Source organism: Aequorivita capsosiphonis DSM 23843, assembly GCF_000429125.1.
In the GTDB taxonomy this organism is placed as follows: domain Bacteria; phylum Bacteroidota; class Bacteroidia; order Flavobacteriales; family Flavobacteriaceae; genus Aequorivita; species Aequorivita capsosiphonis.
Map to the genome: position 1 here is coordinate 135,795 of NZ_AUBG01000013.1, position 26,930 is coordinate 162,724.

Consider the following 26,930-nt stretch of genomic DNA (forward strand, 5'->3'; position numbering starts at 1 on the left):
ATAATGAAATTCTTACTGGATTTCTGCTACCACGGCCAGCTTTTTACCGTTAGGACTAATTGCCATTCGGCTAATATTTTTGACTCCATACTCTTCAATGGAGGCAACTCTGTTCCACTCAGAATCGCCGAGTGTGTCATACAGATAAAGCCTGCTGCCGCTTCCAACTAATATTTGGGTGTCATTGAGCCAAACATAATCCTGGATCCCAATGGGCAATTCCGTTACAAAATAGCTTTCATAGGAATTCATGTCTAAAAGATAGAGGTCTAAATTCCCTTCCTCGTTTGCCAAGGAATAGCTCATATAATTGGTTTTAGGAACTTTCTGAAGCGATCTGCCAGCATTATAAAATATCGTATCTGTAGATTTTGAAGGTAAATCAATCATTACCAAATCCATTTTATCTCCATTTAAAACTGTTGCGAGCATTTTTTCGTCATTGTAAAAAGCAAAATAAGCCACTTGCAGATCTTTAATAAGTTCTGTTGAATTTCCTGTTCCAGTATTGTACTGATACAATCTTTGCATTCCATTAGGGTCGAGACGAACAGCCGCCACATCACTTTTCGAGGGAAATTTTTGAGGAGAATACTCACCGCCTTTTGTTTTTGAATTAACCCATTTTTGGTGCTTAGAAGTTAAATTATATTCTGAAATATCTGTCTGACCGTCGTTGTTACCGGCAAAAATTACAGTTTCGTTCGAAATAAAGGAAGGCTGATTGTCATAACCTTTATTGTTTGAAATATTCCGAGCGTTCATAAGTTCAAGACCTCCGTAAGCTGGTGAAATATCAAAAACAAATACTTCGGTGTTTTCTTGGGCAAAGGTAAAAGTGGTTGTGAAAATAATAAATAGGAAAAGGAGCTTTTTCATAATAATTCAATTTTCCTTCAAAAATAGCAAACTCTGCGCCATAATTTACAGTATTCAGTTTTTTGGTGATCAGAAATCAGTTATCAGTGTTCAGTAATCAGTGACAGTTTTCAGTGATCGAGAATTGAGGGGTTGAATTACCAATATAAGATCTACAAGGTTTTGGAAACTTTGTTGAAGAGATGGTGTCATAAAATCTAATTATTCTACTTCAAGAAATGAAGTGGCGTGAATGGGAACTCCTTTATCGGTGATTCCTTCAATTTTTATTTGGTATGTGCCTTTCTCATCGCTTGTGTAAAAAGTCACTTCTGCGTTTTTGTATCCTTGTGTTTTCACATTAGGTTTCCAAAACAGCGTTGAGCGTTTGTCTATCTTACTTCTGTTTCTATCAACTAATGAATAATCTGGGGCGTAAAATTCGCGCGCTGAATAAAAACCTTCAGATTTAAAGTTTATAGAACCTGGTTTTTTGTCAGTGATATTTGTTTTATTTCTAGAACCTTGTTTTGTATATATTGCGATAATTCCTTGGGCCTTTAAACCATAAGCGGCAGAAGAGTGACCAGTATTCCTAATATCTATAAAGTCAATATCTGCAGGTTGAACAGATCGTGCAGCCTTCAATTCAACCTCTACATCATCTAAATAAATTGTAGGTTTCATACCTCTAAGGTTAATTTCAACTTCTTCAATACTAAGTATTTTGTCAAAAGGGTCCTTTTTTTGGTCTAAAGTGGCTCTTCCAGTTCTAATGCCTGGCACATTTATTATTAAATCCATAAAAGAGCTAGCTCCCATTTCCCCCATCTCACTTACTACGATGCGGTGCGAAGGCTCAAACGAGCGTGTTCTTTTATCTCTTTTAATTTCCTTTTTATCTTCTTCGGTTTCAAGTTTTCCTTTAAGCAGAACTTCATCCAATTTCTCTATGTCATCGTTAAATTCAAAATCACGAAAAATATTACTTTTTGATTTCTTTTTATAGACTTGAACATTGGCAATATCATTTTCAAACTCAAAAGTACTGGCTATTCTATCTGGTATTATAGTTGGTTTTTCTTTCGGTTTATCTAAAACAATGTTTGTATCACTAAAATCTGGATTTTCTGAAGTTAAGTCTTTTCCGGCTTGTAGAAAAACATCAATCGTATCCTGAAATATAAATGGGCCATACATAAAATGACCGTAGTTATCAGTCTTTTTTGCTTCTTGGTAGAAACCTTTTTTTCTAAAAGTAAGCTTAGTCTCGCTAATTTTGTTCTGAAATGGTGATTTGGAATTCAATGTATTGCCACTTATGTAAATGCCATCTTCTGGTTTAAATTCCTGTGTGGTTCTATTCTCCAAAAACTCTTGCCAAGTAAAACGACTCCAACCGTGAGTAAGCATAATCAAATCTAATTGTTGATCTTTCTTGATTGTATCGTCATTTATAAAAAAGTAATTCGGACTTTTAATTTCTCCCCTTAAATCTGAGCTTAGCAATAGATAGGTTTTTATATTTTCGGAATTGGGATTCGGTTTGATTAAGTCAGTATCTGTTATGGAAAGTGAAAAGGTTCCGGAAACCAATCGACCCGATTTTTCCTTTACTTCAATCTCTAAGTTCACACGATCCCGCAAAGATGTTTTAAACCCATTGGTTTTATTGACCGAAACAGAAATGTCCTCGTCTTTATTAATATATACTAATCTTTCTGCTACGGGTTTTTCAGACTGGTTAAAAAGAACAATATCCAAAACCCCTGCGATTAATTGTTCTTTGGGAATTTTCAATACTGAAGTATTTGTGTTTTTATCAAACAAATAATCAAAAGCTGCCAAACCTCTTTGTTGACCGATGATCAAGGTATTCTTTAATCCGTCTTTTTGATTTGTAGTGACGTTTATAACTAAGTCTTTTTCTGTTAGCACTGTATTTAAAACATAGCCTTCTAAAAGTGGATTGGGTAAAGAATAAAGGATATGTTCTTCTTTAGAGCTAATAACTGCACGATATTCCTTGCCTGCCTCAGGTTTTATATAGAAGGAATCTAGTCCAAATTCTTGTGTTTTAAATTCTGTGATTTTATTTCCTTCGGTGTCTTCTATAATACCAGAAATAGAACCGGAATTTAGATCGGCATCTTTTATTTTTACAGCTACTTTATTATTGAGACCGGCAACTAAATAACCTCCTTCTGGATAAAAACCAATATCGGGTAACACCAAGTTTTCCTCTGTTTTAGGGTTTTTATCGCTGCTATCACCTGCATTTTCAGAATTAAGACTGAAAACGGGAAGCTCTTTCTTAAAAAAATAATCTCTTGGTTGGTTGCGCATGTAATTGGTATATGCCCTCAAAAGATAGTTTCCTTCTTGCAAACCCGTGGGTAATTTAAAATCACCTTGAACACTCAATGATTCTACGAACAGTTTTCGCATGGCAATTATTTTATCTTTTTCGTTTATAAGCTCCACATACACAATTTTGCTTTTATCGCTTTTAGTGTGGGTAACTCCATTAATTAGATACGTGTTAAACCAAATATTTTCTCCAGCAGTGTAGTATGGTTTGTCTGTTTGTATGTATATTTTTTCAGGATAGTTTTCGGTAGTGTATTCTTTTAGTTTATTTAAAATTAAAACCTTCAACCCCGATGTGTTTTTTATAGTAAAAGCCATCCCCACAGAAGCGATTAATGCTATAAGAATAAACTTTTTCATAAACCTTAACTTTTATAAGTAACATAAATATAGACATTCTTCCGAAGAATCTGAATAGTTTCTTAAGGTTTGGTTTTTAAAATGATCCAGTAGGGTTTTTATTCTCAGGCAATTAAAATGAAAGAAATGGTTTTACTAAGAATAGTATTGAATACTTAAATTTATTCTAAAAAAAAAGACCTTACAGGTTTTTGAAACTTGTAAGGTCTTTAATTTGAAAACGTTGTATCTATTATTTAGAAAGGATACTTATTTTCAGCTATAACTTTATGTGCAACAACTCTTCTCAATTCACCAATATTTGGCATATTTTGATATTTGGTGAAACGTTTTAGTCCCATCAACATACCGCGTTGTTCGTCTCCTTCAGCGAAAGATAGAATTGCTTCTTTCGCTTTTACAGTAATAATATCTACTGCGTGATAAAGATATAATTGCGACATTGCTATCTGTTCCTTTTGAGTGTCTTCGCCATAACGTTTTGCATTCTTTTCAGTTCGCAGGATTGCACTTTCGGTCATATAGATTTCAATCAGGATATCTGCAGCCGCCATTAGTGTTTGCTGATGCTCTTCCAATTCAGTTCCATATTTTTGAACCGCACTTCCGGCAACCATCAAGAATACTTTTTTCAGTTTGGCAACCATCGCTTTTTCTTCGGAAAGCAATTCAGAGAAATCAGGAGTTTCAAAGGAAGGAATACCTAACAATTCTGAAGCTACGGCTTGCGCAGGATTCAATAGATCTACGTGACCTTTCATCGCTTTCTTCACCAGCATTCCAACGGCTAACATTCTGTTAATCTCGTTGGTTCCCTCATAAATACGAGTGATTCGCGCATCTCTCCAAGCTGATTCCATAGGCGCTTCAGCACTATATCCCATTCCGCCATAAATCTGGATTCCTTCGTCGGTACAATGTTGGATGTCTTCAGAAACGGCCACTTTTAAAATTGAGCACTCAATAGCGTATTCTTCAACCCCTTTTAACTCTGCTTCTTGATGACTGTTACCAGCTTCTATACGAAGTGCGATTCTATCTTCAATATCTTTTCCTGCACGGTAGGAAGCACTTTCGTCCACATAGGCATTGGTTGCCATTTCGGCCAATTTGAGTTTAATAGCACCAAAAGATGAAATTGGCACATCAAATTGAATTCTTTCATTAGCGTATTCCACCGCTTTTGAAATTACCCTGCGTTGTCCATCCAGACCCGCAGCAGCAAGCTTAATTCGACCTACGTTTAAAGCATTCATCGCAATTTTAAAGCCTTCGCCTCGTTGGCCAAGCATATTTTCTACAGGAACTTTGGTGTCACTAAAGAAAACCTGACGGGTAGAGGAGGAGTGGATACCGAGTTTCTTTTCTTCCTCGCCAAATGTGATTCCATTTGAAGAATCATTTTCAACGATAAATCCAGTGATGTTTTTGTCGTCTTCAATTCTCGCAAAAACAATGAAGGTATTACAGAATCCTGCATTAGAAATCCACATTTTTTGTCCGTTGATAGCGTATGTTTTTCCATCTTCGGAAAGCGCAGCCTTAGTTTTCCCGCTATTTGCATCACTTCCGGCACCTGGCTCGGTTAAAGCATAAGCACCAATCCACTCGCCCGTTGCCAATTTTGGTACATATTTTTGTTTCTGCTCTTCAGTTCCATATAAAGTGATTGGCATAGTTCCAATTCCTGTATGTGCGCCAAAAGCCGTAGCTACAGAGCCACTAGCTCCTGAAATATAGTCACATACCAACATAGTGGTTACGAAACCCATTGCTAAACCGCCATATTCCTCTGGCACGGCCGTTCCAAGCAAGCCCATTTCACCTGCTTTTTGCATTATCTCTTCGGTAAGCGCATAATCGTGTTGCTCAAAGCGCTCTTTAAGCGGCCAGATTTCACGATCTACAAATTCCTTTACAGAATCACGCATCATTTTTTGCTCCTCGGAAAAATCCTCGGGAGTAAATACATCTTCGGCTTTTGTTTCCTTAACCAAGAATTGGCCTCCGCGAAGAAGTTCATTATTTTTTGTTTCCATAATGTTATTGTTGAATTGACATACGACTTAAAAAGCTTGCGCTTTTTTGACTTACGACGTACGACTAGATTTATATATTTATTATTATTTTATTCGTTGTTTTGAGGTACGACTTAAAAAGTTTGCGCTTTTTTGATTTACGATTTACGACTGTTTTTTCAAAAAGTTTAAAATTCAATCGTACGTCGTAAGTCAATTTGCGATAGCAAACTAGTCGTAAGTCCTTTTACGAAATTATTTTAAAAACTCATAAACCCCAGCAGCTCCTTGCCCGGTACCAACACACATCGTTACCATTCCATATTTTCCTTGAAGGTTTCTTTTGCGCATTTCATCAAAAAGCTGAACGGAAAGTTTTGTTCCAGTACATCCTAAAGGGTGACCCATTGCGATTGCACCTCCGTTAACGTTTACCAGTTCCTTGTCGAGACCAAGTCCGCGGATTACGGCTAAGGATTGTGAAGCGAAGGCCTCATTCAATTCTATAAGCTCCATTTGGTCTTGCTTTAATCCTGCTTGTTTCAATGCTTTTGGAATTGCGTGCATTGGTCCAATACCCATAATTTTTGGCTCCACACCAACAGCGGCATAACTTACTAAACGCGCTATCGGTTCAAGATTTAATTCCTTAACCATTTCTTCACTCATAATAACTGAAAACGCTGCGCCATCACTCATTTGTGATGAGTTTCCAGCAGTAACGCTTCCGCCATTAGCGAATACGGGACGCAGTTTTGAAAGGGCTTCTATATTTGTTCCCTTTCTAGGACCTTCATCTTTAGTTACGGTATATTTTTCGGTAACTTTTTTGCCTTCATCATTCACATAGGTACGCTCAACATCAATAGGTACAATTTGATCTTGAAAACGATTTTCGTCTTGTGCTTTTAATGCACGCATCTGACTTGTATATGCGAATTCATCCTGATCTTCACGCGAAACCTTGTACTTGTTGGCAACTGCTTCCGCAGTTAACCCCATATTCCAGTAATAATCTTCGTGACCTTCTTTAGCCAACTTATAATCTGGTACGGGTTTATAACCTCCCATAGGGATATAACTCATGCTTTCGGCACCTCCGGCGATAATGCAATCTGCCATTCCACTTTGGATTTTTGCCGTAGCTATGGAAATTGTTTCCAATCCCGAGGCGCAATAACGGTTTACCGTCATTCCGGGAATTTCTACAGTATCGAGACTCATCAAGGAAATCAGTCGCCCCATATTCAAACCTTGTTCGGCCTCGGGCATGGCGTTTCCAACGATAACATCATCAATTCGTTTTTGGTCGAGCTGCGGCAACTCCTTTAAAATATATTTAATGGTTTCCGCAGCCAACTCATCAGAGCGTTTAAAGCGGAAAACTCCTCGTGGGGCTTTACCGACAGCTGTTCTGTATGCTTTTACTATATATGCTGTTTTCATAATGTGCGATTTTTGACGTATGACTGAAAACCTTCGGTTTTTGACTTACGACCTACGACAAAATGAAAAAGGGGTCGTAGGTCATTTTGCCAAAGGCAAAATCGTCGTAGGTCTTTTTTTTTAAATTGTTAAACTGTTTATAAATCGTGTTATCATTCCTTGAATCCGTTGAATTTTATTTTCCAAATGCTTAAAAGTTTCTTCTGAAATATAATCTATTTCAAAAGCAATAATTAATTGCGTTTCCCACTCAAAAGCTGAGCCTAAAGCTGTTTCAAGATATGTTTTAAAATGTTTATCTGTTCCTCTTGCAGTACCTTCTGCAATATTCGAGGGAATTGAAACTGAACATCGTTGCATTTGGCTACTCAAACCATACATCTCAGATTTTGGAAATATTTTGGTAGTTGCATAGGTATCTTTAGCTATTTCAATCCCTTCTTTCCAAATTGTCATTTTTCTAAAATTATGATTTGCTCCCATGGTTTATGTTTTTAATTTATAGTTAGAAATTTGACATACGATTTAAAAAGCTGCGCTTTTTTGACATACGACCTAAGATTTATCTTGAAATATTTAAAATTATTTTGTCGTAGGTCGTAAGTCAAATTGCGATAGCAATTTTGTCGTAAGTCATACTCATTTAATTTCTAAGTGGTTTCCCCTTTTGAATCATATGCTGAAGTCTTTCCAAAGTCTTTCTCTCTCCAGTCAAGCTTAAAAAAGCTTCTCTTTCAAGGTCGAGCAAATATTGTTCGCTTACGTAGCTCGCTTCACTTAAATCGCCACCGGCCATAACGTAGGCAAGTTTATTTGCGATTTTCTTGTCGTGTTCACTGATGTAATTTCCAGCGACCATCTGATCGGTTCCAACTAGGAACATTCCCAATGCTTGTTTTCCGAGCACTTTTACGTCCGTTCTTCTAATTGGTTTTGTATAACCTTGATCTGCCATAAAACGCGCAGCAGCTTTGGCCGCGGCAATTTGTCTGTCTTGGTTTCCTATTACAATATCTTTCCCTGGTTGTAGAATTCCAGTGTCATAGGCTTCATAAGCCGAAGTGGAAACTTTTGCCATTCCAATCGTTAAGAAATACTCTTGAAGTCTGTTTAGCTCCACATCATCTTTTTTGAAGGAGTCACTTGCACGCATTGCCATTTCTTTTGAACCACCACCGCCGGGAATTACTCCAACGCCGAATTCCACGAGTCCGATATAAGTTTCAGCTGCAGCGATTACTCGGTCTGCGTGTAGTGAAAATTCACATCCACCACCTAAAGTCATTCCGTGAGGAGCGGCAATTACTGGAATTGAAGAATAACGAAGACGCATACTAGTGTCTTGGAAATACTTAACGGCAGCATTTAATTCTTCATATTCCTGTTCAACAGCCATCATAAATATCATTCCGATATTGGCACCAACAGAGAAATTTGTTCCTTGGTTACCGATTACCAGACCATCGAAATCTTTTTCAGCAATATCAACTGCTTTATTAACTCCGGCCAAAACATCGCCACCAATAGCATTCATTTTACTAATGAACTCCACATTTAAAATTCCATCGCCAAGATCTTCAACTACAACTCCTTTGTTTCTGAAGACTTCAGAAGTTTCGCGGATGTTGTTTAGAATAATAAAGGAATCCTGTCCTGAAATTTTTTTGTATTTTCCTTCTCCCTTCGCTGAAGCTTCGGAAGATGAAGACGGAATATCGTAGAAATAGGTGTTTCCTTCTTTTACAGTGTAGAAAGAATCAATCCCTGCTTCCAGCATTTCGTTTACCCAAGCTGCCGGTTCTTTCCCTAAATCTTTGATCAGTTCAATTCCCTTTTTAATGCCAACGGCATCCCAGATTTCGAAGGGGCCATTTTCCCAGCCGAAACCAGCTTTCATTGCATCGTCAATCTTGTAAAGCTCGTCTGTTATTTCAGGAATTCGTTTTGAAACGTAAGCGAACATTGCGCCGAAATTTTTTCGATAGAATTCGCCAGCTTTGTCTTCTCCTGCAATAAGAATTGGGAAACGGTCAGTTACTTTAGCAACCGATTTTGTTTTCTCCAATGTAGCAAAAGACGCTTTTTTGTTTTTTCTGTACTCTAAAGTATCGAGGTCCAAGGTTAAGATTTCACTTTTACCTTCGTCATCTTTTATCTTTTTATAAAAACCTTGTCCGCTCTTGCTACCCAACCATTCGTTTTCCATTAAGGTATCCACGAATTTCGGAAGTTTAAAGATTTCGTGTTCCTCATCTTCAGGCGCGTTTTCATAGATTCCGTTAGCAACGTGAACTAATGTATCAAGTCCAACTACATCAACTGTTCTGAAGGTTGCAGATTTTGGTCGGCCAATTACTGGACCTGTAAGTTTATCAACTTCTTCAACTGTCAATCCCATTTCCTTCACCTGATGAAAAAGACTTTGGATGCCGAAGATTCCGATTCTGTTTCCTATAAATGCTGGTGTATCTTTAGCTACTACGGAAGTTTTTCCGAGGAATTTTTCACCGTAACCATTTAAGAAGTCTAATACTTCAGTTGAAGTTTTCGGACCAGGAATTATTTCAAAAAGTTTTAAATAACGGGGCGGATTAAAGAAGTGTGTTCCGCAGAAGTGTTTTTGGAAATCTTCACTACGACCTTCACTCATAAACTTAATAGGAATCCCCGAAGTATTTGAAGTAATAAGTGTTCCCGGCTTTCTATGTTTATCCAGATTTTCAAAAACCTGTTTTTTAATATCTAAACGTTCTACAACTACTTCAATAATCCAATCCGCAGTTTTTACTTTGGAAATATCATCTTCTAAGTTTCCTGTAGAAATTCGCTTCGCAAAATCCTTGTGATAAAGTGGAGCAGGGTTGCTTTTTATGGCTTTTTGCAAATCGGTATTTACAATTCGGTTTCTTACAGCTTTATCTTCAAGTGTAAGTCCCTTTTTCTTTTCGGCATCATTAAGCTCTCGGGGAACAATATCGAGCAATAGCACTTCCACGCCAATATTGGCGAAATGGCAGGCTATCCCGCTTCCCATTATTCCGGAACCGATTACCGCTACTTTATTAATTCTTCTTTTTGACATCTGCTTTAATTATAAGTTATGAATTATGGATTCTAAATACCAGAAGCCCTAATTCTGAATTATTATTTTTTTCTACTTTCTACTTTCTACTTTCTACTTTCTACTTTCAATTTTTTAATCTGAATCGTATACTTTCTTTGAATTGATCAACTCGTTGATAGTTTTTGCCACCTTTCTAAAGGTTTGCAGTTCTTCTTCGGAAACGTTTTTTTTCACTGCCTCGTCAAAACCCAATACTACGGTTTTTGAGAATTCTCGCATTTCCTTTCCAAAAGGTGTTAAATGGATTAAAACGCCACGTCCATCTTCTGGATTCGGTTTTCTTTCAATCAATCCCTTTTTTTCCATACTTTTTAAAGTTCTGGAAAGACTGGTTGCTTCCATTCCCATCTTGGGGCCTAGACCAGTGCTTGGGGTTCCTTCTTCCGGATCTATGCTTATAAGTGCAAATCCGGTGGCCATAGTGCTCCCTTTTTTACCAGCTTCTTCGTTATACATTTTTGTAACGCTCATCCAAGTGGAACGCAAAATATAATCTATGGTTTTCTCTTTTGGTTTTTCTTGCATGAAAGATTTGAAAAAGTCTAAACCCAAAGATACAAAAATATATTATGCACGCATAGTATATTTGTTTGTTTTTTATAAAGAGTTGATTAGTGCCTCGATAAAATTTTGTAGTGCCTCGATACAATTTTATAAAGAGGAATTTTTAAATTAGTTTTTAACGGATTAGCACAAAATCACTCGGCAACCTTGCCTCGATACAATTTTGTGGATAGAGAGTAGGAGTATTGTTTTATACGTATTGGCACAAAATCACTCAGCAACCTCAGAGTTAGAGTTTTCTTAATTATGGCTTCTTCGAATAATTTAATTTTCCATCAACTATGCTTGCTGGGGCGGTGTAGGGGTGTTCAGTTGCTTTATTTTCTCCCATAATATGCATTACTTCCCAGCCATCCACTTTTAGGGCATCAGAGATCATAGAGCGGTGACAACTCCACCAAACAGCTTCTGCGCACATAATGGCGGTTCTTTTTTCAGTGGCCAATTTTTTCAAAGTTTTTAATGCTTCTTGAAATTCGCTTGTTTCCATATAATCTGCATATCCTTTAAAGGAGTTGAGGCGCCACGCATCGTTCTTGGAATTTGGAACTACTTTTCTTCGACCGCCCAATTCCACCATATGTTTGTATTCAATCCCATTTTCTGGTATAGTAATTTCCATACTTTCTTTATTGAACTGTGGAAATTTTCGAGATCCCGGATAATGGCGAACATCCACCAATAATTCAATATCGAAGGATTTCAGAAGTTGAAGAAATTCTTCCAAACTTCTAGTGGAATGTCCAATGGTCCAAATAGTGTTTGTATTCATAGCAAAAAGTCGTGACTTAAAGATAAGGAACGCCGAAGCCTTTAAAAAACGCTAAAATGCATTTAACGCAACTTTAGTTAATAGGATAATTGCGTAGAACGATTTCTGCTAAAGGGGGTTCTACCAAGAAAAAGGTTGAAATCCGATTCCATACTCTATATAATCAGCTGAACCACCATCTAAAGTTTTTAAGCCTATTTGGGCAAATAGGTGTTTGGAAATATGATATCGCAGCGCAGGTCTCATAAAAAATGCTCCTTTTCCCTTATCGTCTCCTAAATATGTGCCTAGTTGCATTTTTACATCAAATTTAAAAAAGCTAAAAGCATATCCTGCGTGAATTGCCGGCAACCATCTATCTGAAGCTTTTCTATCGCGGAAACGGTTGTCATAGAAAAAATCTACCCCACCAGCTACACTATGCCTTTCATTAAATTGATGTTCATATTCCGCCAAACCCGTAAAGGTTCCCATAACAATATCTCTTCCAATTAAATCATCGTTTTGTGCGACGCCGCCAGCGATATAAATTGAAATAGAATTCCCCCTAGTCAAATCTGTGGGGGAGCGAAGAGGTCTTTTAAATCTTGCAGGTAAAACGTCATTGGTATAAGGATCATTATTTTCGAGTAATTGCGTTCTGTTGTAATTATAGCGCATCCCCAAGTTAAAACCATATAAATTAAGTCCGTTATTGGGTTTGTAGGTTGAACCATTACTAAAATGTGTGAAATCCAGCCCGTATAAAATATCGACTTCCCGGGTCCACTTATAGGTAAATCCAAAGTTAAGATTAAAATATACCGCCGCTCGCGCTCCAATAGCTTCGTTGAGCGGGTTTTCCTCAGAGTCATAAGGTTTCAATTTATAGGTAAGCCCCAGAGAAGGTTCAATTGCAAAAATATTCCGTCGCTCCGGACTGGAAATAGGGAATCTTATAAACCCATAAATTGCATTTGGATTTCCGAATACTTCAGCGTTGTTTAAAAATCCGGAATAAAACCCAATTCCGTATGATGGATAGCTGTATCTACTGGCCCATCCCTCAGGGTCGGTAGGTTGCCAGCCCAATTTCACGGTAATTCCACCATAACCATTATCAAGCAAGCCGCTGGCCGTCAATTTATTGTTGGATTTTAAAAAAGCTCCAAATTGGCCTTTAAACTCAATAAATTTAAACTTGTTTTTCAAATTAGTAGAAGATGAGATTTCATTTTGCCCAAAAGAAACAGTCGTGAACGTAGAAAGCAATAGTAGGAAGAAGAATCTCATTGGTTGTAATTTAGTGAGTAGAAGCAAAGACTGTAACAAAGATATTCTTTGTTGAATGATAGTGATAAAATACAAGGAAAATGTCTGTAATAATTTCATTTACTTTCAATAACGTTTAGAAATAAAAGCGATTTGGATATTTTTAAAAGGCGGGAAGAGCACCGTTATCCGTAGATTTAGGTGCCAAATATAATTTAACAAAACTTTGCAAATTTTTAGTTCGCTTTACTCCGAACCAATCATATCTTTGTACTTTAATTTGAAGCATATTGTTTAATTAGCATTTTTTAAAACCACTAAAACATTCAAAAATGAAATCAAAACACTTTCTTATAGCAAGCCTTCTTTTTTTACTGAGCTTAAATGTATTTGCCAGTGAAGCAACTATTGCCTTAGATATACACGACAAGGATGGCGAAATCTTCACAGCCAAGGATAAGGACTTTTTGCAGCAATGGCATTATAAACAAGTTTTGAAAATGAAAATAACCGAAAAGGATCGTGATGAATATTTTTCACGTCTGAATCAATTTACCTATAAAATGTCTCGCCTCGGATTACCTGAGTATCACTATACCGATGCAGAAAGAAAACACGAATTTGAAAGGTTGGTTGATAAATTGGATGCGGTTATGAAAAATACTTTAAGCCCGAGTAATTACATCATTCATCACAAAAGTTTTGATCGAATAGAAGATATTGTTTACGAAAAGAGAAACTGGGAAGAATAAAACCCAATAAAAGTGGAAATAATTCCAACTTGATAAAAATCATACTTTAAGATATTAATAATGGCAATATTTGTATATGTAAGTATTTAATAGACAGTTAAATAATAATTATAAAACTCGAAATTAGACTATTGTCATTACCACTAATTTAAGAAAAGAAAAACGAACTAACATTAAACTAAACTTTCAAGATCATGCAAAACTCATTTTTAAATTCAATCAAAAACACAATCAAGCATTGGTATATTCCGTTGCTAGTTGGTATTCTATTCGTAGTAGTAAGTATCGTGGTGTTTACTTCTCCAGTAAGTTCATTGCTTACATTATCAATCCTCTTCGCCCTTTCATTTTTATTCGGCGGACTTTCGGAAATCATTTTTTCCATAGCCAACAGAAAGCAACTCGATAATTGGGGATGGTCTTTAGCTTTTGGAATTCTTACCTTTATTATAGGTACGTCACTAATAATGCACCCAGGACTTTCAATTAGTGTCTTGGCATTCTACGTTGGTTTTCTGCTTCTTTTTCGCTCTATTTCCTCTATCAGTTTCGCAATGGACCTTAAAAAGTACGGCAGTAAAAGTTGGGGTGGTTTGTTGATCTTCGGAATCTTGGGCGCAATAGTTTCGTTTGTTCTTATCTGGAATCCTGTATTCGCGGGGATGAGCGTTGTAATATTAGTTGCATTAAGCTTTCTCTTCGCGGGACTCTTCAGCATTTTTCTGTCATTTCAGTTAAGAAAAATACACAAATCCTCTAAAGAGATTTCTGCCAATTTGAAGGAACGTTATAATGTTCTTATGGAAGAGATTCGAGAGGAACAGAATAGCTAGAAACAAGCATTTATTCCATGTCTAGAAATTTTGAAGCTTGACATAGCATTAAAGAAAGTAAGGAATTAGATTTCTTCTTAAAATTATATTTAGTCCTATTTCCTAAGTCTTTATTCTATAACAAAATACAGTATTAATAATCTCAATATAATTTAATATGAAAACAATCACTGAGTTATTCGATTTTAAAGGAAAAGTAATCATCATTTCCGGTGCCGCCGGTGCTATTGGAAGTGAAGCTTCTCGCTTCCTAAGTTCCTTAGGTGCTAACATTGTTATGGCCGATTTGGCAGAAGACAAAGTAAAAAACATTGCCACCGATATCGAAAAGGAAACCGGAAACGAAACTTTGGCTATGAAGGTTGACTTTACCGAAGAAAAGGAAATTGAGGAGTTGGTAAAAAAGGCAGTGGAGAAATTCGGAAAAATTTCCGCAGTCGTAAATAACGTGGGCTGGGGTGCGAATACACCACTTTTTGGATCTGATAGTCAAAAAATGATCGATGGCTATAAGCTCAACACCTTGAGTGCTTATAACCTGACAAAATTCTGTATGCCTTACCTAAAGAAAGAAAAAAATGCTTCGGTAGTATTTTCAGGATCTTCAGTGGGGATCACCCCTTCGCCTGAATTTATTGAATACAGTACCGCCAAAGCAGGACTTTTGAATATGGCCAGAAGTATGGCAGTGGCCTCGGGTCCTGAAGTGCGCTTCAATTCCCTAATTATTGGAACTGTGGACAATGGCGAATCTTCCAAAGAAGCGGGTTACACTCAAGAAATGCTCGACAATGTTGTGAAAGGTATTGTAATGAAAAGACGGGGCATGCCAGCTGATATTGCACAAGCAATGGCATTTTTACTGAGCGATGCCGCATCTTGGATTACAGGTGTTGAACTTACCGTAAATGGCGGTGGAGTTTATAAGAGCAAGATGCCAACTTCTTAAATGATTGAAGATTGTTGAATTTTTGATTTAGGATTTTAGAAGTAACTTGTGAGATCCATAATCATTCAGAAATCTGTAATTTTAAATCTAATATATCAAAGTTTCATTTAAAAATAGAACTCTAATTACAGTACCGGGCAAATACATTTTGCTTTGCTCGGTACTGTTTTTATGTACTCCTATATTAATGGCACAACAGACCCAAAAGGTAAACCCACAATTTGCCAATGGAAACTTTATTGACGATGTGCGCATTATTATCTTGGAAGGCAATGCAGAGATTGGTGTGAGCCAAGCGGAAATGGAAGATTTCTATAAAGCCTTTTTTATCAAGCCCGGAACAACTTTTAATCCCTTGATTACCGATTTGGCCATCAGCCGAATTAAGCGAGAAGAAAATGTAGAGAATGCCTATTACGAATTATACGAATCTGCCAGCGGTACAGGAACGGTGGGTCGTTCTGTTTGGCTTCAGATTTATGTGACGCTTACCGATGAAAAAGTAAAAACACCAACGCGGAAAGGCATTTTTGTCTCTGAACACTATGATGATTTTCCGCTGCTTTACGAATCTGGTCAGGCGCAATTCAAGTTAATGATGAAGGGTGGCTTAGGATTTTACAACGATGTAAATCCGCTTTTTGCACAAGGAGAAGCGTTTACGCAGGGCAATCCCATAGCCGATGATCCGCCAGGAAAAGAAACCCGTTTTTGGTTGGAAACCTTTGTCGAACCCGGAATTTCTGGAATATCAAAACTGGGCAATTCCAATGTTTATTGGTATGGCGAGGTTTCAGCATTGGTTTCGGCAAGGAATACTACCGATATTTATTCTTCGGGAAGTACCGCACATATTGCTTTTGAAAGACTTTATGGCGGATTTTTAGTGACCGGGTTGGGCAAGAATAAAGATATTACCATCAACGCCAATTATGGACGAAATTTCTTTCAACTAAACGATGGTTTTCTATTTTCAAGATATTCGGGTTCTTCGAATGCTGGACCACGGGGAAGTGTTTATTCGTCTTCGCGGACTACTTATCAGAAAAACGGAAACCTTTCCATTCAATGGAAAAAATTCCGATTGTCGGGACATTTTGTAGAGCCACAAGAATTGTTTCGGGATAAGCAGATCAATACCAATTACGCAATTGGTACTTTTAACTATAACAACAATAATAATTTGGATACGGGGATATCCTATATCCAAACCACGGGAGGACAGGCGAAATATGCAACGCCTGATGGCGCTATTCAGAAAAAAGGAATGTATGTGATCAATCCTAAGTTATGGATAAGCAATATTGCCGAAACGAGATTGTTTTTTAAGTCGGAATACGCCTACCAATCGCATACTTCCGAAGATATGAAGTCTTATGCTTGGTACGCGGGACTGGGATACAGTTTTAAAGATGTGAGTACTTCTCCCTCCGTTTATTACCGGTATGCTTTTATGAAAGGTGATAACGCCAATACCGAAACCTACGAACGCTTTGACTCTATGTTGACTGGCGGCCTTGGAAATTGGGTGCAAGGCCTTAACTTTAGAAAAGTTTTAGGCAATGGCAATATTGTTTCTCATAGAATAGAGCTTACAAGTTGGGTAAGCAGAAAAATGTCTTTGTCCGTGGATTATTTTTATCTGCAGGCCAATCAGTTGAATAATTTGGGTGGATTGCCACCACTTTCAACCCTAAAAAACAAGGAATTGGGGCACGAAGCTTCCGTTACTTTAAAAGGATTATTAAAAGATCATTTTACATTTTTGGGAGTTGTCTCGTATGGCATTCCGGGAAAAGGTCTGGAGGAAGTCTTTATAGAAAACACGCCAAATTGGTTAACGGTTCAAGCGGCCGTATTTATAAACTATTGAAAACCGTAGTGCATTTTGATGAATATCATTCAATTTTGGCAAAATTTCAAGTTTTTTGCCTCTTATCCTAAAGGAAGAACTTGAAATTTCATGGATATTCCCTTTATGGTTTAGGGCGAGAATCGATGAAATGTTCAAAATGCACAACCGATTATTAAACTAAATATATAGAAAAGAAAATATGACTTTACTAAAACGATCTCCGATTAAAACAAAGACAGTATTTGTACTGCCTATATTATTACTCTTTATTAATATTCTTATGGCACAAGTAAAAAATCCTTACGCAGGCACAAAAACAGCATTTATGCACGACGATGCGCTATCTTCCGATGTATTTACGGGCAAGGCGCCAACCGGCGATCTTAATTTTACATTTGAAACCAAAAAAGGCGCTGTTCCCACGCTGCTGATGGGAAGCGACGATTTGCTACAAGTTGTATGTGTTCGCAATGAAAGTACCGACGGCAGTATTAAACGAACTCCATATCTCTTATTGCTAAATCCGGAAACTATGGAAACCATAGCATCCTTTAAACTTCCCGCAGGTAGAGCGCTCAACAATATTTATGGGTATTTAAACGAAAACGATGAACTGCTGCTCGCCAATGGAAAGACCATTTATAGAATAGCCCACAATCAAGCTGAAAACGGATGGGAATTTAAAATTAAAGAAGAATTTGTTTTAGGATCAGTTGCCGAAGATTTTGAATTTGTAGCTATTACCCCAGACTGGAAGGGAAATATTTGGTTTGCTTCCTATGATTCCCAAGCGGGATTTTTAAACCCAAAAACTGGAAAATTCAGCCTTATATCTTTATCCGATAGAAAAGATGAAATTGTTGCCAATTCCATTTCCAGTAGTCCGGCAGGGATTGCCATCGCTACCACACATTCATTATATGTCTTGCATTTAAAAAGCAAGCAACCCAAAATTTTATGGCAAGCCGATTATGATCGTGGAAACCGTGTAAAACCAGGGAAATTAAGCTGGGGTACGGGGTCATCGCCAAGTTTTTTCGGCCCGAAAAAAGGCTATGAATATTTAACGATCCTCGATAGTGGCACGGAGGGAACACATCTCAATATTTACAATTCCAAAAACGGAAAATTAATTGCCAGCGAATTGGCTTTTGAGGGCGATGTAGAACAGGGAAGTGAGAATTCACCAATTGCCTTCGGAAATTCTGTAATAATTGCCAGTACATACGGCTTTGAATATCCGTCATCAAGCATTGCCACGGATGAAGTTGGGGAATTAAAAAATGGCGTCCAACGTTTTGATGTGAACCAAAATGGAAAAGGTGCCAAATCAGTTTGGTTCAACAAGAACGTCCGCTCCACCAGTGTCCCAAAAATGGGCAAGGATTCAAAGCGCATACATTTTATCAATGAAGATGAAAATAAACAACAAGCCTATGCCGAATTGGATTTTGAAACCGGAAATCTGGTAAAAAAAGAAATTATTGAATTAGATCCCTACTCCGTTTTGCCCAATGCCAATCAGCTTACACAAGAAAAGAAAGAAGCTATGCTGGAACGAATTGGCAATCCTTTTAACGCGATGCAAATGGCAGGGCTTTTTGATGGAGAGGGTACTCTTTTTCAAGGTACGAAATTTGGATTGCTGAAAATTTCATCCGAAAATATTTCAAAAGAGGATGGAAAGGGAAATGAATGATTTCTCGGGAAACTATTTATCCATTTTAAAATCGACTATTAATCATTAAATAAAAAACTTATGAAAACTATAAAAACAAGAACTATTGTAAACAGAATAACTGCTTTTCTAACTCCTAAAGGTCTTCGAAATGTGTCAGTAGAAAATAAAATTCTAATACCAGTGAAGATACAAGCTCTTGCAAATAATCATAAAAGATATTTCATATGAAAAAATTAAATGCCAATTTTCCGATTTCCAAATCATTTCCAACCTCGTTTCTTTTAATCTTATTACTCATTTCAACATTTAATCTTATGGCACAAGACGCTGATATAAAAAAAGCTGCAGAAGAGCGGCAAACAACTGAGGACAAAGGCCGGAAGCTTCTCTCAAAGGAATATCCAGAAGCTATGCAGGTTCTATCTGAGCGAACAACTTTCGGCGGGCCGGGCTCTAGCATGATCGCAAACAGAATGCAGGATCGTTCGCCGGAACTTGTGACCGAAGCACGATCTAAGATGGAAGTCACCAATTATAGCGATGTTGCTGGGCGCGGTTTATGGCATATCCGATTTCCATTTGTGAACGTTACGCTTGTCGAAACACCAAATGGATTAGTCCTTCTTGACAGTGGCTATGCCGCAATAGGGCAGGTGCTCGCCGATCTTATTCCAACTTTGTCGGACAAGCCTCTCCTGGCCATTGCGATATCCCATAGCCATGTCGACCATGCCTACGGCGCTTATGCTTTGCTGAAACGTTGGCCGGAAGCGGAGGTCATCACCACCCAAGCATATCTTGAAGAAGTTTCTGCCGATATCGAACTACGTGGTTCCCTCGCAAAGTACAACAATCAAGCGCTAGAAAATCAGTCGGATAACTCCAGCGTCCCTGCGCAGCCTACTCGTACTTTCCGCGATAAGCTGGATACGATAATCGGTGGCGAAAAATTTTCATTCGTTCATTCCCCAGGCGAAACCCAAGGACAGATGTGGGTTTGGTTGCCCGAACGTAAGGCAGTGACGACAGGCGATTTCTATCAGGGTTTTCTACCAAATACCGGCAATGGTAAAAGGCGCCAGCGCTACACAAAAGAATGGGTTGGTGCGTTGCGGGAAATGATCTCGCTGGAACCCGAGTATCTTCTTGGCATGCACGCCGCCGCAGTGACCGGAAAAGATGAAGTTGCCTCCGCTCTTGGGATTACGGCAGATGCGTTGGAATACATACGTGACTATACTATAGAACGATTAAATCGAGGATGGAGAAAGGATCAGATCGCAGCGCGCATAGAATGGCCCGAACGTTTTGCGGAACATCCTTTGTTGAAAATACACTATAATCGCCCGGCAGACATCGCACGGATGGTCGCAAAGCGATATACAGGCTGGTGGGACGATATCCCGTCGCATTTTGCTCCACTCGAGTTCGACGCAGAGGCGGCGGAGGCTGTGAAATTAGCCGGTGGTGTAGAAGCTCTGGAAAAACGTGGTCGTGAACTTCTAAAAACCGATCCGGTTCTTGCCTCACGGCTTGCAGATTGGGCCTATTATGGCGCACCGAATAATCCGCAGGCTAAAAGATTGTTTATCGATGTTTATATGCAACGGATTGCTGCTGAGGACACGCCTTTGCAAGAAGCCACTGTTTATCTGTCAGCGGCAGCCCAAGCCCGTGCAGAACTGAAAGCTTTGGACGAAAAAAAGTGAATTAAATTAGAACGGAAAAGGAAAGCGAGTTGTGAGATTCTTGCCGCTTTTGGGTCCAATGTGGTGGTTTCGAATTACAATCTGGAAGCTGCGGTAACCACCCAGTCATCCCGACGTGGCGGATTGACACCCCCGCCTGGAATCATTTTTTTAAATCGACGAGGGGCAGGGCACCTTGAAAAAGGAGGGGAGCTTTAACCACAATTTTTAATATAAAACCTAAGTAAAAAACATATGAAATCTTTAAAAACGACAAATTTGATAAACAGAATAACTGCTTTTCTAACTCCTAAAGCGCTTCGAAATGTGTCCATAGATAATAAAATTCTAATTCCTGTGAAGGCGGAGCATCCTCCATTTCGAGTTTAAAAATCAGCAATTCGCGGACAAAGTTTATTTCATTTGAAAACAGCTTAAAAAACGAATAAAAATCACAACCAACCAAAATAAACCTCATTATGGATGCACAAAAAAAATCAGAATTAGTAAAAGGCGCCGTCATTACCGGAGTCATTAATGCCGTCATCAACGGAGGGATTCAATATTTCTTTTTAAAGGACAAGGACATAATTCCTATTTCCGTAGATTCAATTACCAACAATGAGCAAACAGTCTTGGGAACCGCGGTTATGCTTGCTATCACCTTGTCGATGATTCTTACTCTGGTTGCCTACTTCGGAATCAAAGAAGCAAAGGCACCATTTTTTCCAACAACTTTATGGTTAACCATAAAACACGGCTTTTTCACTTTTGGGGTCTTGACTTCTTTGGCGGTGCTTTGGCAAAAATATGTTGGAACCGTTGAGGTTTCTTTGGTCTCAGCATTAATTATTATTGGTGTTATTGCAGGTATCGTCTCTGGAATTGTAAACTACCTTACTTTAAAGGAGAGTGTAATTGCTGAAGAAATAAAGGATTAAGCTATAAAGCAAAACTATATCTTATTTCTCCCAATACTATTCTTTTATTTCTCTGCTAATTTACCAAATTAATGAGGAGGATTTATCTGATTATGTTTTTACCGCAAAGACGCCAAGAGCGCAGAGAAAGGTAGATTAAAATCTAATTTTTTACTTTTCAAAAATTAAAAATAAAATTGTGTTTAGAGGAAAAGAATATTAATAGAGGCTTTGCGTCCTCTGCGACTTTGCGGTGCAACCTAAATAAATATCCTCCTTTGAACAGAGTATTAATTCTAAGTCCGCTGTGAATTATTACATAGATAAACATATTAGTATTATATCAACAAGATAAATTTTAAATAAATGAAAAATCTATTATTTACATTAATAGTCTTAACTGTGGTTTCAAGCTGTAAAGAAAAGGAAAAAGAAATTCCGACTTCTTCCGAAGCTGCTGCACAGTTATTTTACAACGGCGAAATTCTTAGTATGCAGGCTGACAAGCCGGATTATTTGGAAGCTGTTGTGGAGCAAGACGGTAAAATTGTTTTTGTGGGAAGTAAAAAGTATGCCGCGACAAATTTTCCAAATGCCAAAATGATCGATCTTCAGGGGAAAACAATGTTACCCGGTTTTATCGATCCGCACAGTCATTTCGGAATGGTTTCTAGTTCTATGGGGCAAGTGGATCTTAATTCCCCGCCAGTTGGGGAAGTTGCCAATATTGAAGATATAATGCAAAAAATGAAAAAGTATAAATCTGAAAATAATATTCCAGATGGGGAGTGGATTTTCGGTTGGGGTTATGATGAGAGTCAGTTAAAGGAGAAACGCCATCCCAACAAAAGGGAAATAGATGCGGTTTTACCGAATAACCCAGTTTATTTAGTGCATACAAGCGGCCATATGGGGGTAGCTAATTCCAAGGCTTTGGAAAAATTGAAGGTAACTTCGGAAACCAAAGATCCCGACGGAGGAACCATAGAACGTTTTCCAAACTCTAAAGAACCTTCGGGATTGGTGCAGGAAACAGCGATGTATCCGTTTATGGGAAATATGATGATGATTTTACAAAAGAAACAAGAAGAGTTTTTTGATGCTACTCAAGATTATTACGCCAGTAATGGGATTACAACCGCCCAAGATGGAATGACAGACCGGAATGCTATTGAGTTTTTTCAGTCGCAAGCGGATGCGGGAAAATTCAAAATAGATCTCATTACACTCGGTGGATATACCGAATTAGAAACCAATTTAAACGATTCGCTTATCAATTGGAAAACATATGATAACCGATTTAAAGTTCAGGGTACAAAAATTATTGCAGACGGTTCTCCTCAAGGAAAAACGGCCTTTTTTACCGAAGCTTTTTTAACTCCAGTACCCGGTTGCGAAAGTGATTGCAAAGGACTTCCCAGCTTGACCCAGGAAACGCTGAATGATTTATTTGTATTGGCCTATAAAAACGACAATCAACTTTTTATACACAGCAATGGTGACGCTTCCATTGATATGATTATCGCCGCCCACGAAAATGCTTGTGAAAAGTTAAACCAGCATTTGGATAAAGACAGAAGAACTATTGTAATCCATTCCCAGTTTGTTAGACCGGATCAGCTGGAAATCTATAAGAAATATAATATGGAACCTTCGTTTTTTACAAATCACGCTTATTTTTGGGGCGATGTGCACGTAGAAAATTTAGGTGAAAAGCGCGCCTTCTTCCTTAGTCCCATTGCTTCCGCAGATAAATTGAGTCTAAAATATACCAATCATTCGGATGCAACCGTTACACCAATCGATCCATTATTTACAGTTTGGTCGGCCGTAAATCGCGTGTCCAGAACAGGAAAAACCATTGGGCCAGATGAAAAAGCAACGCCATATCAAGCTTTAAAAGCAATAACGAGTCACGCCGCTTATGAGTTTTTTGAAGAAGAAACCAAAGGCAGCCTAAGCTTAGGGAAATTAGCCGATTTCGTTATTTTGGATCAGAACCCGCTTTTAGTTGATCCAATGAAAATCAAGGATATTAAAGTAGTGGAAACTATCAAAGAGGGGAAAAGCATATTTAAACTATAAATTATGCACTTCTTATAAAGTTTTTTAAGCGAGCAAAATTGTTCAGAAATATAAAATGTTCTTTTTCGTAACAATATTTACGAAAAAGAACATTTTTTCATTCTACTAAGGTTCGGGCAAATTAGGTTGCCATAATTCCGCCGTCTGAAATAAACTCTGACCCAGTTGAATAGCTCGATTTATCTGATGCCAAAAAAGCTACTAGGTTTGCAACTTCTTCTGCTTCGCCTATACGCTTCATCGGAATTCTTTCAACATAGTTCTGTACGGTATCTTTAATATCATCCGCTTCTATTCCGGGGGTCTTAATTGCACCCGGATGGACAGAATTAACACGAATATTATATTCCGCATACTCTTGGGCCACTGCTTTTGTTAGTCCGGTAGCAGCAAATTTGGATGCATTATAAATTGAATTTCCAGCCGTACCACGCAGTCCTTCAAGTGAAGAAATATTAACAATGGATCCACCCCCAGCTTTTTTCATAGATGACAAGATTTTTTGCATTCCGTGAAAGTTGCCAAAAAGGTTTACATCTAGAAGCTTTTGTAAATCTTCTGCTTTAAATTCTATAAATGGTTTCATAATATCGATTCCCGCATTATTAACAAGTACATCGACCGGGCCAAAAACAGATTCAGCTACTTTGATTGCTTCTTCCCAAGAACCAGCATCGGTAACATCAAGCTTCACAAATGTAGTGTTGGCACCAAGTTCTTTGGCAAGTGCTTCTCCTTTTTCCTCTAAAATATCTGTAATAATAACTTTTGCACCTTCTTCGTTTAGTTTACGTACATGCGCAGCGCCCATTCCTTGTGCACCGCCCGTTACCATAGCAACTTTATTTTCTAACAATTTCATAATATTTAATTTTTCTAATTATTTACATTTATCTATATATATTAAACCAGCACATTCTTTCAGAAGTTAAATGTGCTCACCAGAAGATACCTACTTCATTTTATTTTTTTTAGTCAATTAACCAACTCAAACCGGTTTTTTATCAAGGAACTAAACAAAAAATTGAAATCCGAACCCACTATTAAATTATGATTAAAAACCTCTTTATCCCAAAGATAGATAAAGTGAATTTGAGATTAATTTTTATAGCAAATATTTAGTCTTTCTTTATAATAACTTATTATTTAAATGAAAATGCGCTCAAAAAAACGTGAAAACCGAGCATTCTTTCTTAGTCCAATCATTACGAAACAACCGTTAAGCCACTTGATCCGTTATTTACTGTTTGGTCAGCATTAAATCGCCTATTGAGAACTACAAGAACCATTAGAGCAGACGAAAAATCGACATCTTATCAAGTTTTAAGGGCTATAAGGAGTCACACGACTTATTAGTTTTTTGAGGAAGAGGCCAAAGGCAGCCTAAGCTTAGGGAAATTGGCCGATTTCATTATTTTAGATAAGAATCCGCTTACTATCGATCCTATAAAAATCAAGGATATTAAAGTGGTAGAAACTATCAAAGAGGGGGTGAGTATATATAAATTGTAAGAAGAGAAAAAGGAAATTAGAAAGTGGAAAATAGAAAGTAGAAAGAGGAAAGATGTACGTTGTACGTCCCTGATATAGGTTGACCACTTAAAGAGTGGAAAACTATGAAAGCAAATGTTCTGAAACCGCAGCAGAACTATCGGGCTTGGTGCAATCTATTGGTTATTTTTTGGCGGCCATCGGAGTATTTGTAGTTGGGCTTATTCAAGACCTTAACGAAGATTGGAATTATTCCTTAGGTTTAATGGCTTTAATAGCCTGTTATAAACTTACCGTGGGCCTGCAAGCAGGGAAGGCACAGAAAGTGTAATTCATTCATTCTAATGTCGCTCGGTGAAAGTCTTTCAATTCCAATTCCAAATTTTACACTTTCTTTAGCTATTAGTAAAAGGCTAATTCTTTAAATTTGAGAAAATGCCTTATTAAACGAATCGGGAACATCAGTTTTGCGTTCCTTGCTTAAATGCTTTAGCAGCTTTTTAATGCAAGTTTTTCAAGGATTAATCTTTTCGACAAACCCATAAAATTAAAGACTATGAAAGAATATTCCGCTAGATCAAATTTTCCTAAAAAAATCAATTTTAAACACTCGAAGCTGTTTTTGCTTTTAGTGTTTTTTTCAACTGTACAACTTATGGCACAAGACAAAAAAGAATTTCTTTCCGCCAAGGAAAGCGAACCGAGCAATTTCGGTTGGATGCAAGGTTTTCCGCCGCTGGCCGATAAAACACTTCACACTTCCGATGGCTCGTTTTTTGAATTTCCGGCAATACGCTGGAGTGTCGTCCATATGCGCGAAATGCTTCCCACAATAAATGTTTCAAGAGGTTTGGGAGCGCCAAATCCTTTGGAATACAACTTGGATAAAAATATCGACGAACTGACTTTTACTCCGTGGAATTCCGATAAAAAAATGACTTGGGAAGAGTCCCTTTGGGAAAACTATACGGATGGAATGCTTATCCTTCACAAAGGAAAAGTGGTTTACGAAAAATACTTTAGTGAACTTACCGAAAATGATGTTCACGGCGTAATGTCATTGACAAAATCTTTTAACGGAACTCTTGCTGCCATACTCGTTGCAGAAGGAAAAATCGACGAAAATAAATTGGTACCGACTTATGTTCCCGAACTTAAAAACTCAGCTTATGGCGATGCCACGGTGCGGGAAGTGATGGATATGACCAACGCCTTGGCATACAGTGAAGATTATGCCGATCCGAATGCCGATATCTGGGATTTTTCCGCTGCGGGAAGTCCGCTTCCAAAACCAAAAGATTACGAAGGTCCCGAAGGATATTATGAATATTTAGAAACGGTAAAAAAAGAAGGTAAACACGGAGAAGCTTTTGGCTATAAAACCGTAAATGCAGATGCTTTGGGATGGATTATTTCAAAAGCAACTGGGAAATCGGTCAATGAATTGCTTTCAGAACGCATCTGGAGCAAACTTGGAATGGAGCAAGACGCTTATTACCAAGTTGACGGCAAGGGAATTGCCTTTACCGGTGGTGGTTTTAATGCTGGAATGCGTGATTTAGGTCGTTTTGGCGAACTGCTTCGAAATCACGGAAACTTGAATGGAGAGCAACTATTTCCGGCTCAAGCGGTAAAGGATATCGAGAAAGGAGGGAGCAAGCAAGCTTTTGAAAAATCGAATCACCCTGGACTGAAAGGCTGGTCGTATAGAAATATGTGGTGGATTACTGAGAATAAAGATGGAGCCTATGCCGCTCGTGGCGTTCACGGACAGACCATTTATATAGATCCAGCTGCCGAAATGGTTATCGTTCGTTTCGCTTCGCATCCCATAGCCGCAAATTCAGCGAATGACGCAACTTCCTTACCAGCTTATCAAGCGGTGGCGGATTATTTGATGAGTAAAAAATAAT

Annotated in this window: 20 protein-coding genes and 1 pseudogene; 11 read left to right on the forward strand and 10 right to left on the reverse strand. The window is 38.0% G+C overall.

The annotated features are described in order from the left end of the window. Positions 1-12 precede the first annotated feature (12 nt). The 9 genes from G440_RS0112010 to G440_RS0112060 all read right to left on the reverse strand — a co-directional run bounded on the left by G440_RS0112010 (position 13) and on the right by G440_RS0112060 (position 12,784). Positions 13-879, reverse strand: coding sequence for a TolB family protein (locus tag G440_RS0112010; RefSeq protein WP_026451533.1), 867 nt, complete (start codon positions 877-879; stop codon positions 13-15). A 201-nt stretch (positions 880-1,080) separates the two neighbouring features. Then, complete coding sequence (locus tag G440_RS0112015) at positions 1,081-3,588, reverse strand: hypothetical protein (RefSeq protein ID WP_026451534.1); 2,508 nt, start codon at positions 3,586-3,588, stop codon at positions 1,081-1,083. Between the two features lie 236 nt (positions 3,589-3,824). After that, entirely contained in the window at positions 3,825-5,627 is a 1,803-nt protein-coding gene (locus G440_RS0112020; RefSeq protein ID WP_026451535.1) for an acyl-CoA dehydrogenase family protein, read from the reverse strand. Positions 5,628-5,861: 234 nt separating this feature from the next. Further along, positions 5,862-7,052, reverse strand: a complete 1,191-nt coding sequence (locus tag G440_RS0112025) for an acetyl-CoA C-acyltransferase (protein WP_026451536.1) — start codon at positions 7,050-7,052, stop codon at positions 5,862-5,864. A 120-nt stretch (positions 7,053-7,172) separates the two neighbouring features. After that, positions 7,173-7,535, reverse strand: coding sequence for a four helix bundle protein (locus tag G440_RS0112035; RefSeq protein WP_026451537.1), 363 nt, complete (start codon positions 7,533-7,535; stop codon positions 7,173-7,175). A 160-nt stretch (positions 7,536-7,695) separates the two neighbouring features. Beyond that, positions 7,696-10,134, reverse strand: coding sequence for a 3-hydroxyacyl-CoA dehydrogenase/enoyl-CoA hydratase family protein (locus G440_RS0112040; protein WP_026451538.1), 2,439 nt, complete (start codon positions 10,132-10,134; stop codon positions 7,696-7,698). 114 nt (positions 10,135-10,248) lie between these two features. After that, a complete protein-coding gene (locus tag G440_RS0112045; protein WP_026451539.1) occupies positions 10,249-10,701 on the reverse strand; it encodes a MarR family winged helix-turn-helix transcriptional regulator in 453 nt (150 codons plus the stop codon). Between the two features lie 283 nt (positions 10,702-10,984). Then, positions 10,985-11,512: a DUF488 domain-containing protein gene (locus G440_RS0112055; protein WP_026451540.1), complete on the reverse strand. Its 528-nt coding sequence runs from the start codon at positions 11,510-11,512 to the stop codon at positions 10,985-10,987. A 120-nt stretch (positions 11,513-11,632) separates the two neighbouring features. Then, positions 11,633-12,784 carry an acyloxyacyl hydrolase gene (locus tag G440_RS0112060; protein ID WP_026451541.1) on the reverse strand — a complete coding sequence of 384 codons (1,152 nt, stop codon included), beginning with the start codon at positions 12,782-12,784 and terminating at the stop codon, positions 11,633-11,635. A gap of 311 nt (positions 12,785-13,095) precedes the next feature. Here G440_RS0112060 and G440_RS0112070 point away from each other — a divergent pair, with 311 nt between their 5' ends. The 8 genes from G440_RS0112070 to G440_RS0112115 all read left to right on the forward strand — a co-directional run bounded on the left by G440_RS0112070 (position 13,096) and on the right by G440_RS0112115 (position 23,526). Beyond that, positions 13,096-13,515, forward strand: a complete 420-nt coding sequence (locus tag G440_RS0112070) for a hypothetical protein (RefSeq protein WP_026451542.1) — start codon at positions 13,096-13,098, stop codon at positions 13,513-13,515. Positions 13,516-13,709: 194 nt separating this feature from the next. Continuing rightward, positions 13,710-14,348 (forward strand): HdeD family acid-resistance protein, encoded by a 639-nt coding sequence (locus tag G440_RS0112075; protein ID WP_026451543.1) that lies wholly within the window; start codon positions 13,710-13,712, stop codon positions 14,346-14,348. A gap of 157 nt (positions 14,349-14,505) precedes the next feature. Then, on the forward strand, positions 14,506-15,297 hold the full coding sequence (locus G440_RS0112080) for an SDR family NAD(P)-dependent oxidoreductase (RefSeq protein WP_051285335.1): 792 nt from the start codon (positions 14,506-14,508) through the stop codon (positions 15,295-15,297). A 187-nt stretch (positions 15,298-15,484) separates the two neighbouring features. After that, positions 15,485-17,170: an alginate export family protein gene (locus G440_RS0112085; RefSeq protein WP_026451545.1), complete on the forward strand. Its 1,686-nt coding sequence runs from the start codon at positions 15,485-15,487 to the stop codon at positions 17,168-17,170. A 262-nt stretch (positions 17,171-17,432) separates the two neighbouring features. Further along, a complete protein-coding gene (locus tag G440_RS0112090; RefSeq protein WP_026451546.1) occupies positions 17,433-18,851 on the forward strand; it encodes a hypothetical protein in 1,419 nt (472 codons plus the stop codon). A 206-nt stretch (positions 18,852-19,057) separates the two neighbouring features. Beyond that, positions 19,058-20,542, forward strand: a complete 1,485-nt coding sequence (locus G440_RS19920) for an alkyl sulfatase dimerization domain-containing protein (protein WP_051285337.1) — start codon at positions 19,058-19,060, stop codon at positions 20,540-20,542. Positions 20,543-21,000: 458 nt separating this feature from the next. Then, positions 21,001-21,462: a hypothetical protein gene (locus tag G440_RS0112110; protein ID WP_026451547.1), complete on the forward strand. Its 462-nt coding sequence runs from the start codon at positions 21,001-21,003 to the stop codon at positions 21,460-21,462. Positions 21,463-21,807: 345 nt separating this feature from the next. Continuing rightward, positions 21,808-23,526 (forward strand): amidohydrolase, encoded by a 1,719-nt coding sequence (locus G440_RS0112115; protein ID WP_026451548.1) that lies wholly within the window; start codon positions 21,808-21,810, stop codon positions 23,524-23,526. 121 nt (positions 23,527-23,647) lie between these two features. On the opposite strand, the gene G440_RS0112120 is transcribed toward G440_RS0112115, so the two are convergent. Continuing rightward, entirely contained in the window at positions 23,648-24,388 is a 741-nt protein-coding gene (locus tag G440_RS0112120; protein WP_026451549.1) for an SDR family NAD(P)-dependent oxidoreductase, read from the reverse strand. Between the two features lie 509 nt (positions 24,389-24,897). On the opposite strand from G440_RS0112120, the pseudogene G440_RS21410 reads away from it, so the two are divergent. From G440_RS21410 to G440_RS0112130, 3 genes and pseudogenes are all read left to right on the forward strand, one after another. After that, positions 24,898-25,038 (forward strand): annotated as a pseudogene (locus G440_RS21410) (amidohydrolase family protein); the annotation flags it as partial. Positions 25,039-25,132: 94 nt separating this feature from the next. After that, a complete protein-coding gene (locus G440_RS0112125; RefSeq protein ID WP_026451550.1) occupies positions 25,133-25,348 on the forward strand; it encodes a hypothetical protein in 216 nt (71 codons plus the stop codon). Positions 25,349-25,672: 324 nt separating this feature from the next. After that, positions 25,673-26,929: a serine hydrolase domain-containing protein gene (locus tag G440_RS0112130; RefSeq protein WP_051285350.1), complete on the forward strand. Its 1,257-nt coding sequence runs from the start codon at positions 25,673-25,675 to the stop codon at positions 26,927-26,929. Position 26,930: the final 1 nt, after the last annotated feature.

Excerpts from the sequence above, each read along its gene's own strand:
- G440_RS0112010 (WP_026451533.1), bottom strand. The coding sequence starts at position 879 with ATGAAAAAGCTCCTTTTCCTATTTATTATTTTCACAACCACTTTTACC.
- G440_RS0112015 (WP_026451534.1), bottom strand. The coding sequence starts at position 3,588 with ATGAAAAAGTTTATTCTTATAGCATTAATCGCTTCTGTGGGGATGGCT.
- G440_RS0112020 (WP_026451535.1), bottom strand. The coding sequence starts at position 5,627 with ATGGAAACAAAAAATAATGAACTTCTTCGCGGAGGCCAATTCTTGGTT.
- G440_RS0112025 (WP_026451536.1), bottom strand. The coding sequence starts at position 7,052 with ATGAAAACAGCATATATAGTAAAAGCATACAGAACAGCTGTCGGTAAA.
- G440_RS0112035 (WP_026451537.1), bottom strand. The coding sequence starts at position 7,535 with ATGGGAGCAAATCATAATTTTAGAAAAATGACAATTTGGAAAGAAGGG.
- G440_RS0112040 (WP_026451538.1), bottom strand. The coding sequence starts at position 10,134 with ATGTCAAAAAGAAGAATTAATAAAGTAGCGGTAATCGGTTCCGGAATA.
- G440_RS0112045 (WP_026451539.1), bottom strand. The coding sequence starts at position 10,701 with ATGCAAGAAAAACCAAAAGAGAAAACCATAGATTATATTTTGCGTTCC.
- G440_RS0112055 (WP_026451540.1), bottom strand. The coding sequence starts at position 11,512 with ATGAATACAAACACTATTTGGACCATTGGACATTCCACTAGAAGTTTG.
- G440_RS0112060 (WP_026451541.1), bottom strand. The coding sequence starts at position 12,784 with ATGAGATTCTTCTTCCTACTATTGCTTTCTACGTTCACGACTGTTTCT.
- G440_RS0112070 (WP_026451542.1), top strand. The coding sequence starts at position 13,096 with ATGAAATCAAAACACTTTCTTATAGCAAGCCTTCTTTTTTTACTGAGC.
- G440_RS0112075 (WP_026451543.1), top strand. The coding sequence starts at position 13,710 with ATGCAAAACTCATTTTTAAATTCAATCAAAAACACAATCAAGCATTGG.
- G440_RS0112080 (WP_051285335.1), top strand. The coding sequence starts at position 14,506 with ATGAAAACAATCACTGAGTTATTCGATTTTAAAGGAAAAGTAATCATC.
- G440_RS0112085 (WP_026451545.1), top strand. The coding sequence starts at position 15,485 with ATGGCACAACAGACCCAAAAGGTAAACCCACAATTTGCCAATGGAAAC.
- G440_RS0112090 (WP_026451546.1), top strand. The coding sequence starts at position 17,433 with ATGGCACAAGTAAAAAATCCTTACGCAGGCACAAAAACAGCATTTATG.
- G440_RS19920 (WP_051285337.1), top strand. The coding sequence starts at position 19,058 with ATGAAAAAATTAAATGCCAATTTTCCGATTTCCAAATCATTTCCAACC.
- G440_RS0112110 (WP_026451547.1), top strand. The coding sequence starts at position 21,001 with ATGGATGCACAAAAAAAATCAGAATTAGTAAAAGGCGCCGTCATTACC.
- G440_RS0112115 (WP_026451548.1), top strand. The coding sequence starts at position 21,808 with ATGAAAAATCTATTATTTACATTAATAGTCTTAACTGTGGTTTCAAGC.
- G440_RS0112120 (WP_026451549.1), bottom strand. The coding sequence starts at position 24,388 with ATGAAATTGTTAGAAAATAAAGTTGCTATGGTAACGGGCGGTGCACAA.
- G440_RS0112130 (WP_051285350.1), top strand. The coding sequence starts at position 25,673 with ATGGCACAAGACAAAAAAGAATTTCTTTCCGCCAAGGAAAGCGAACCG.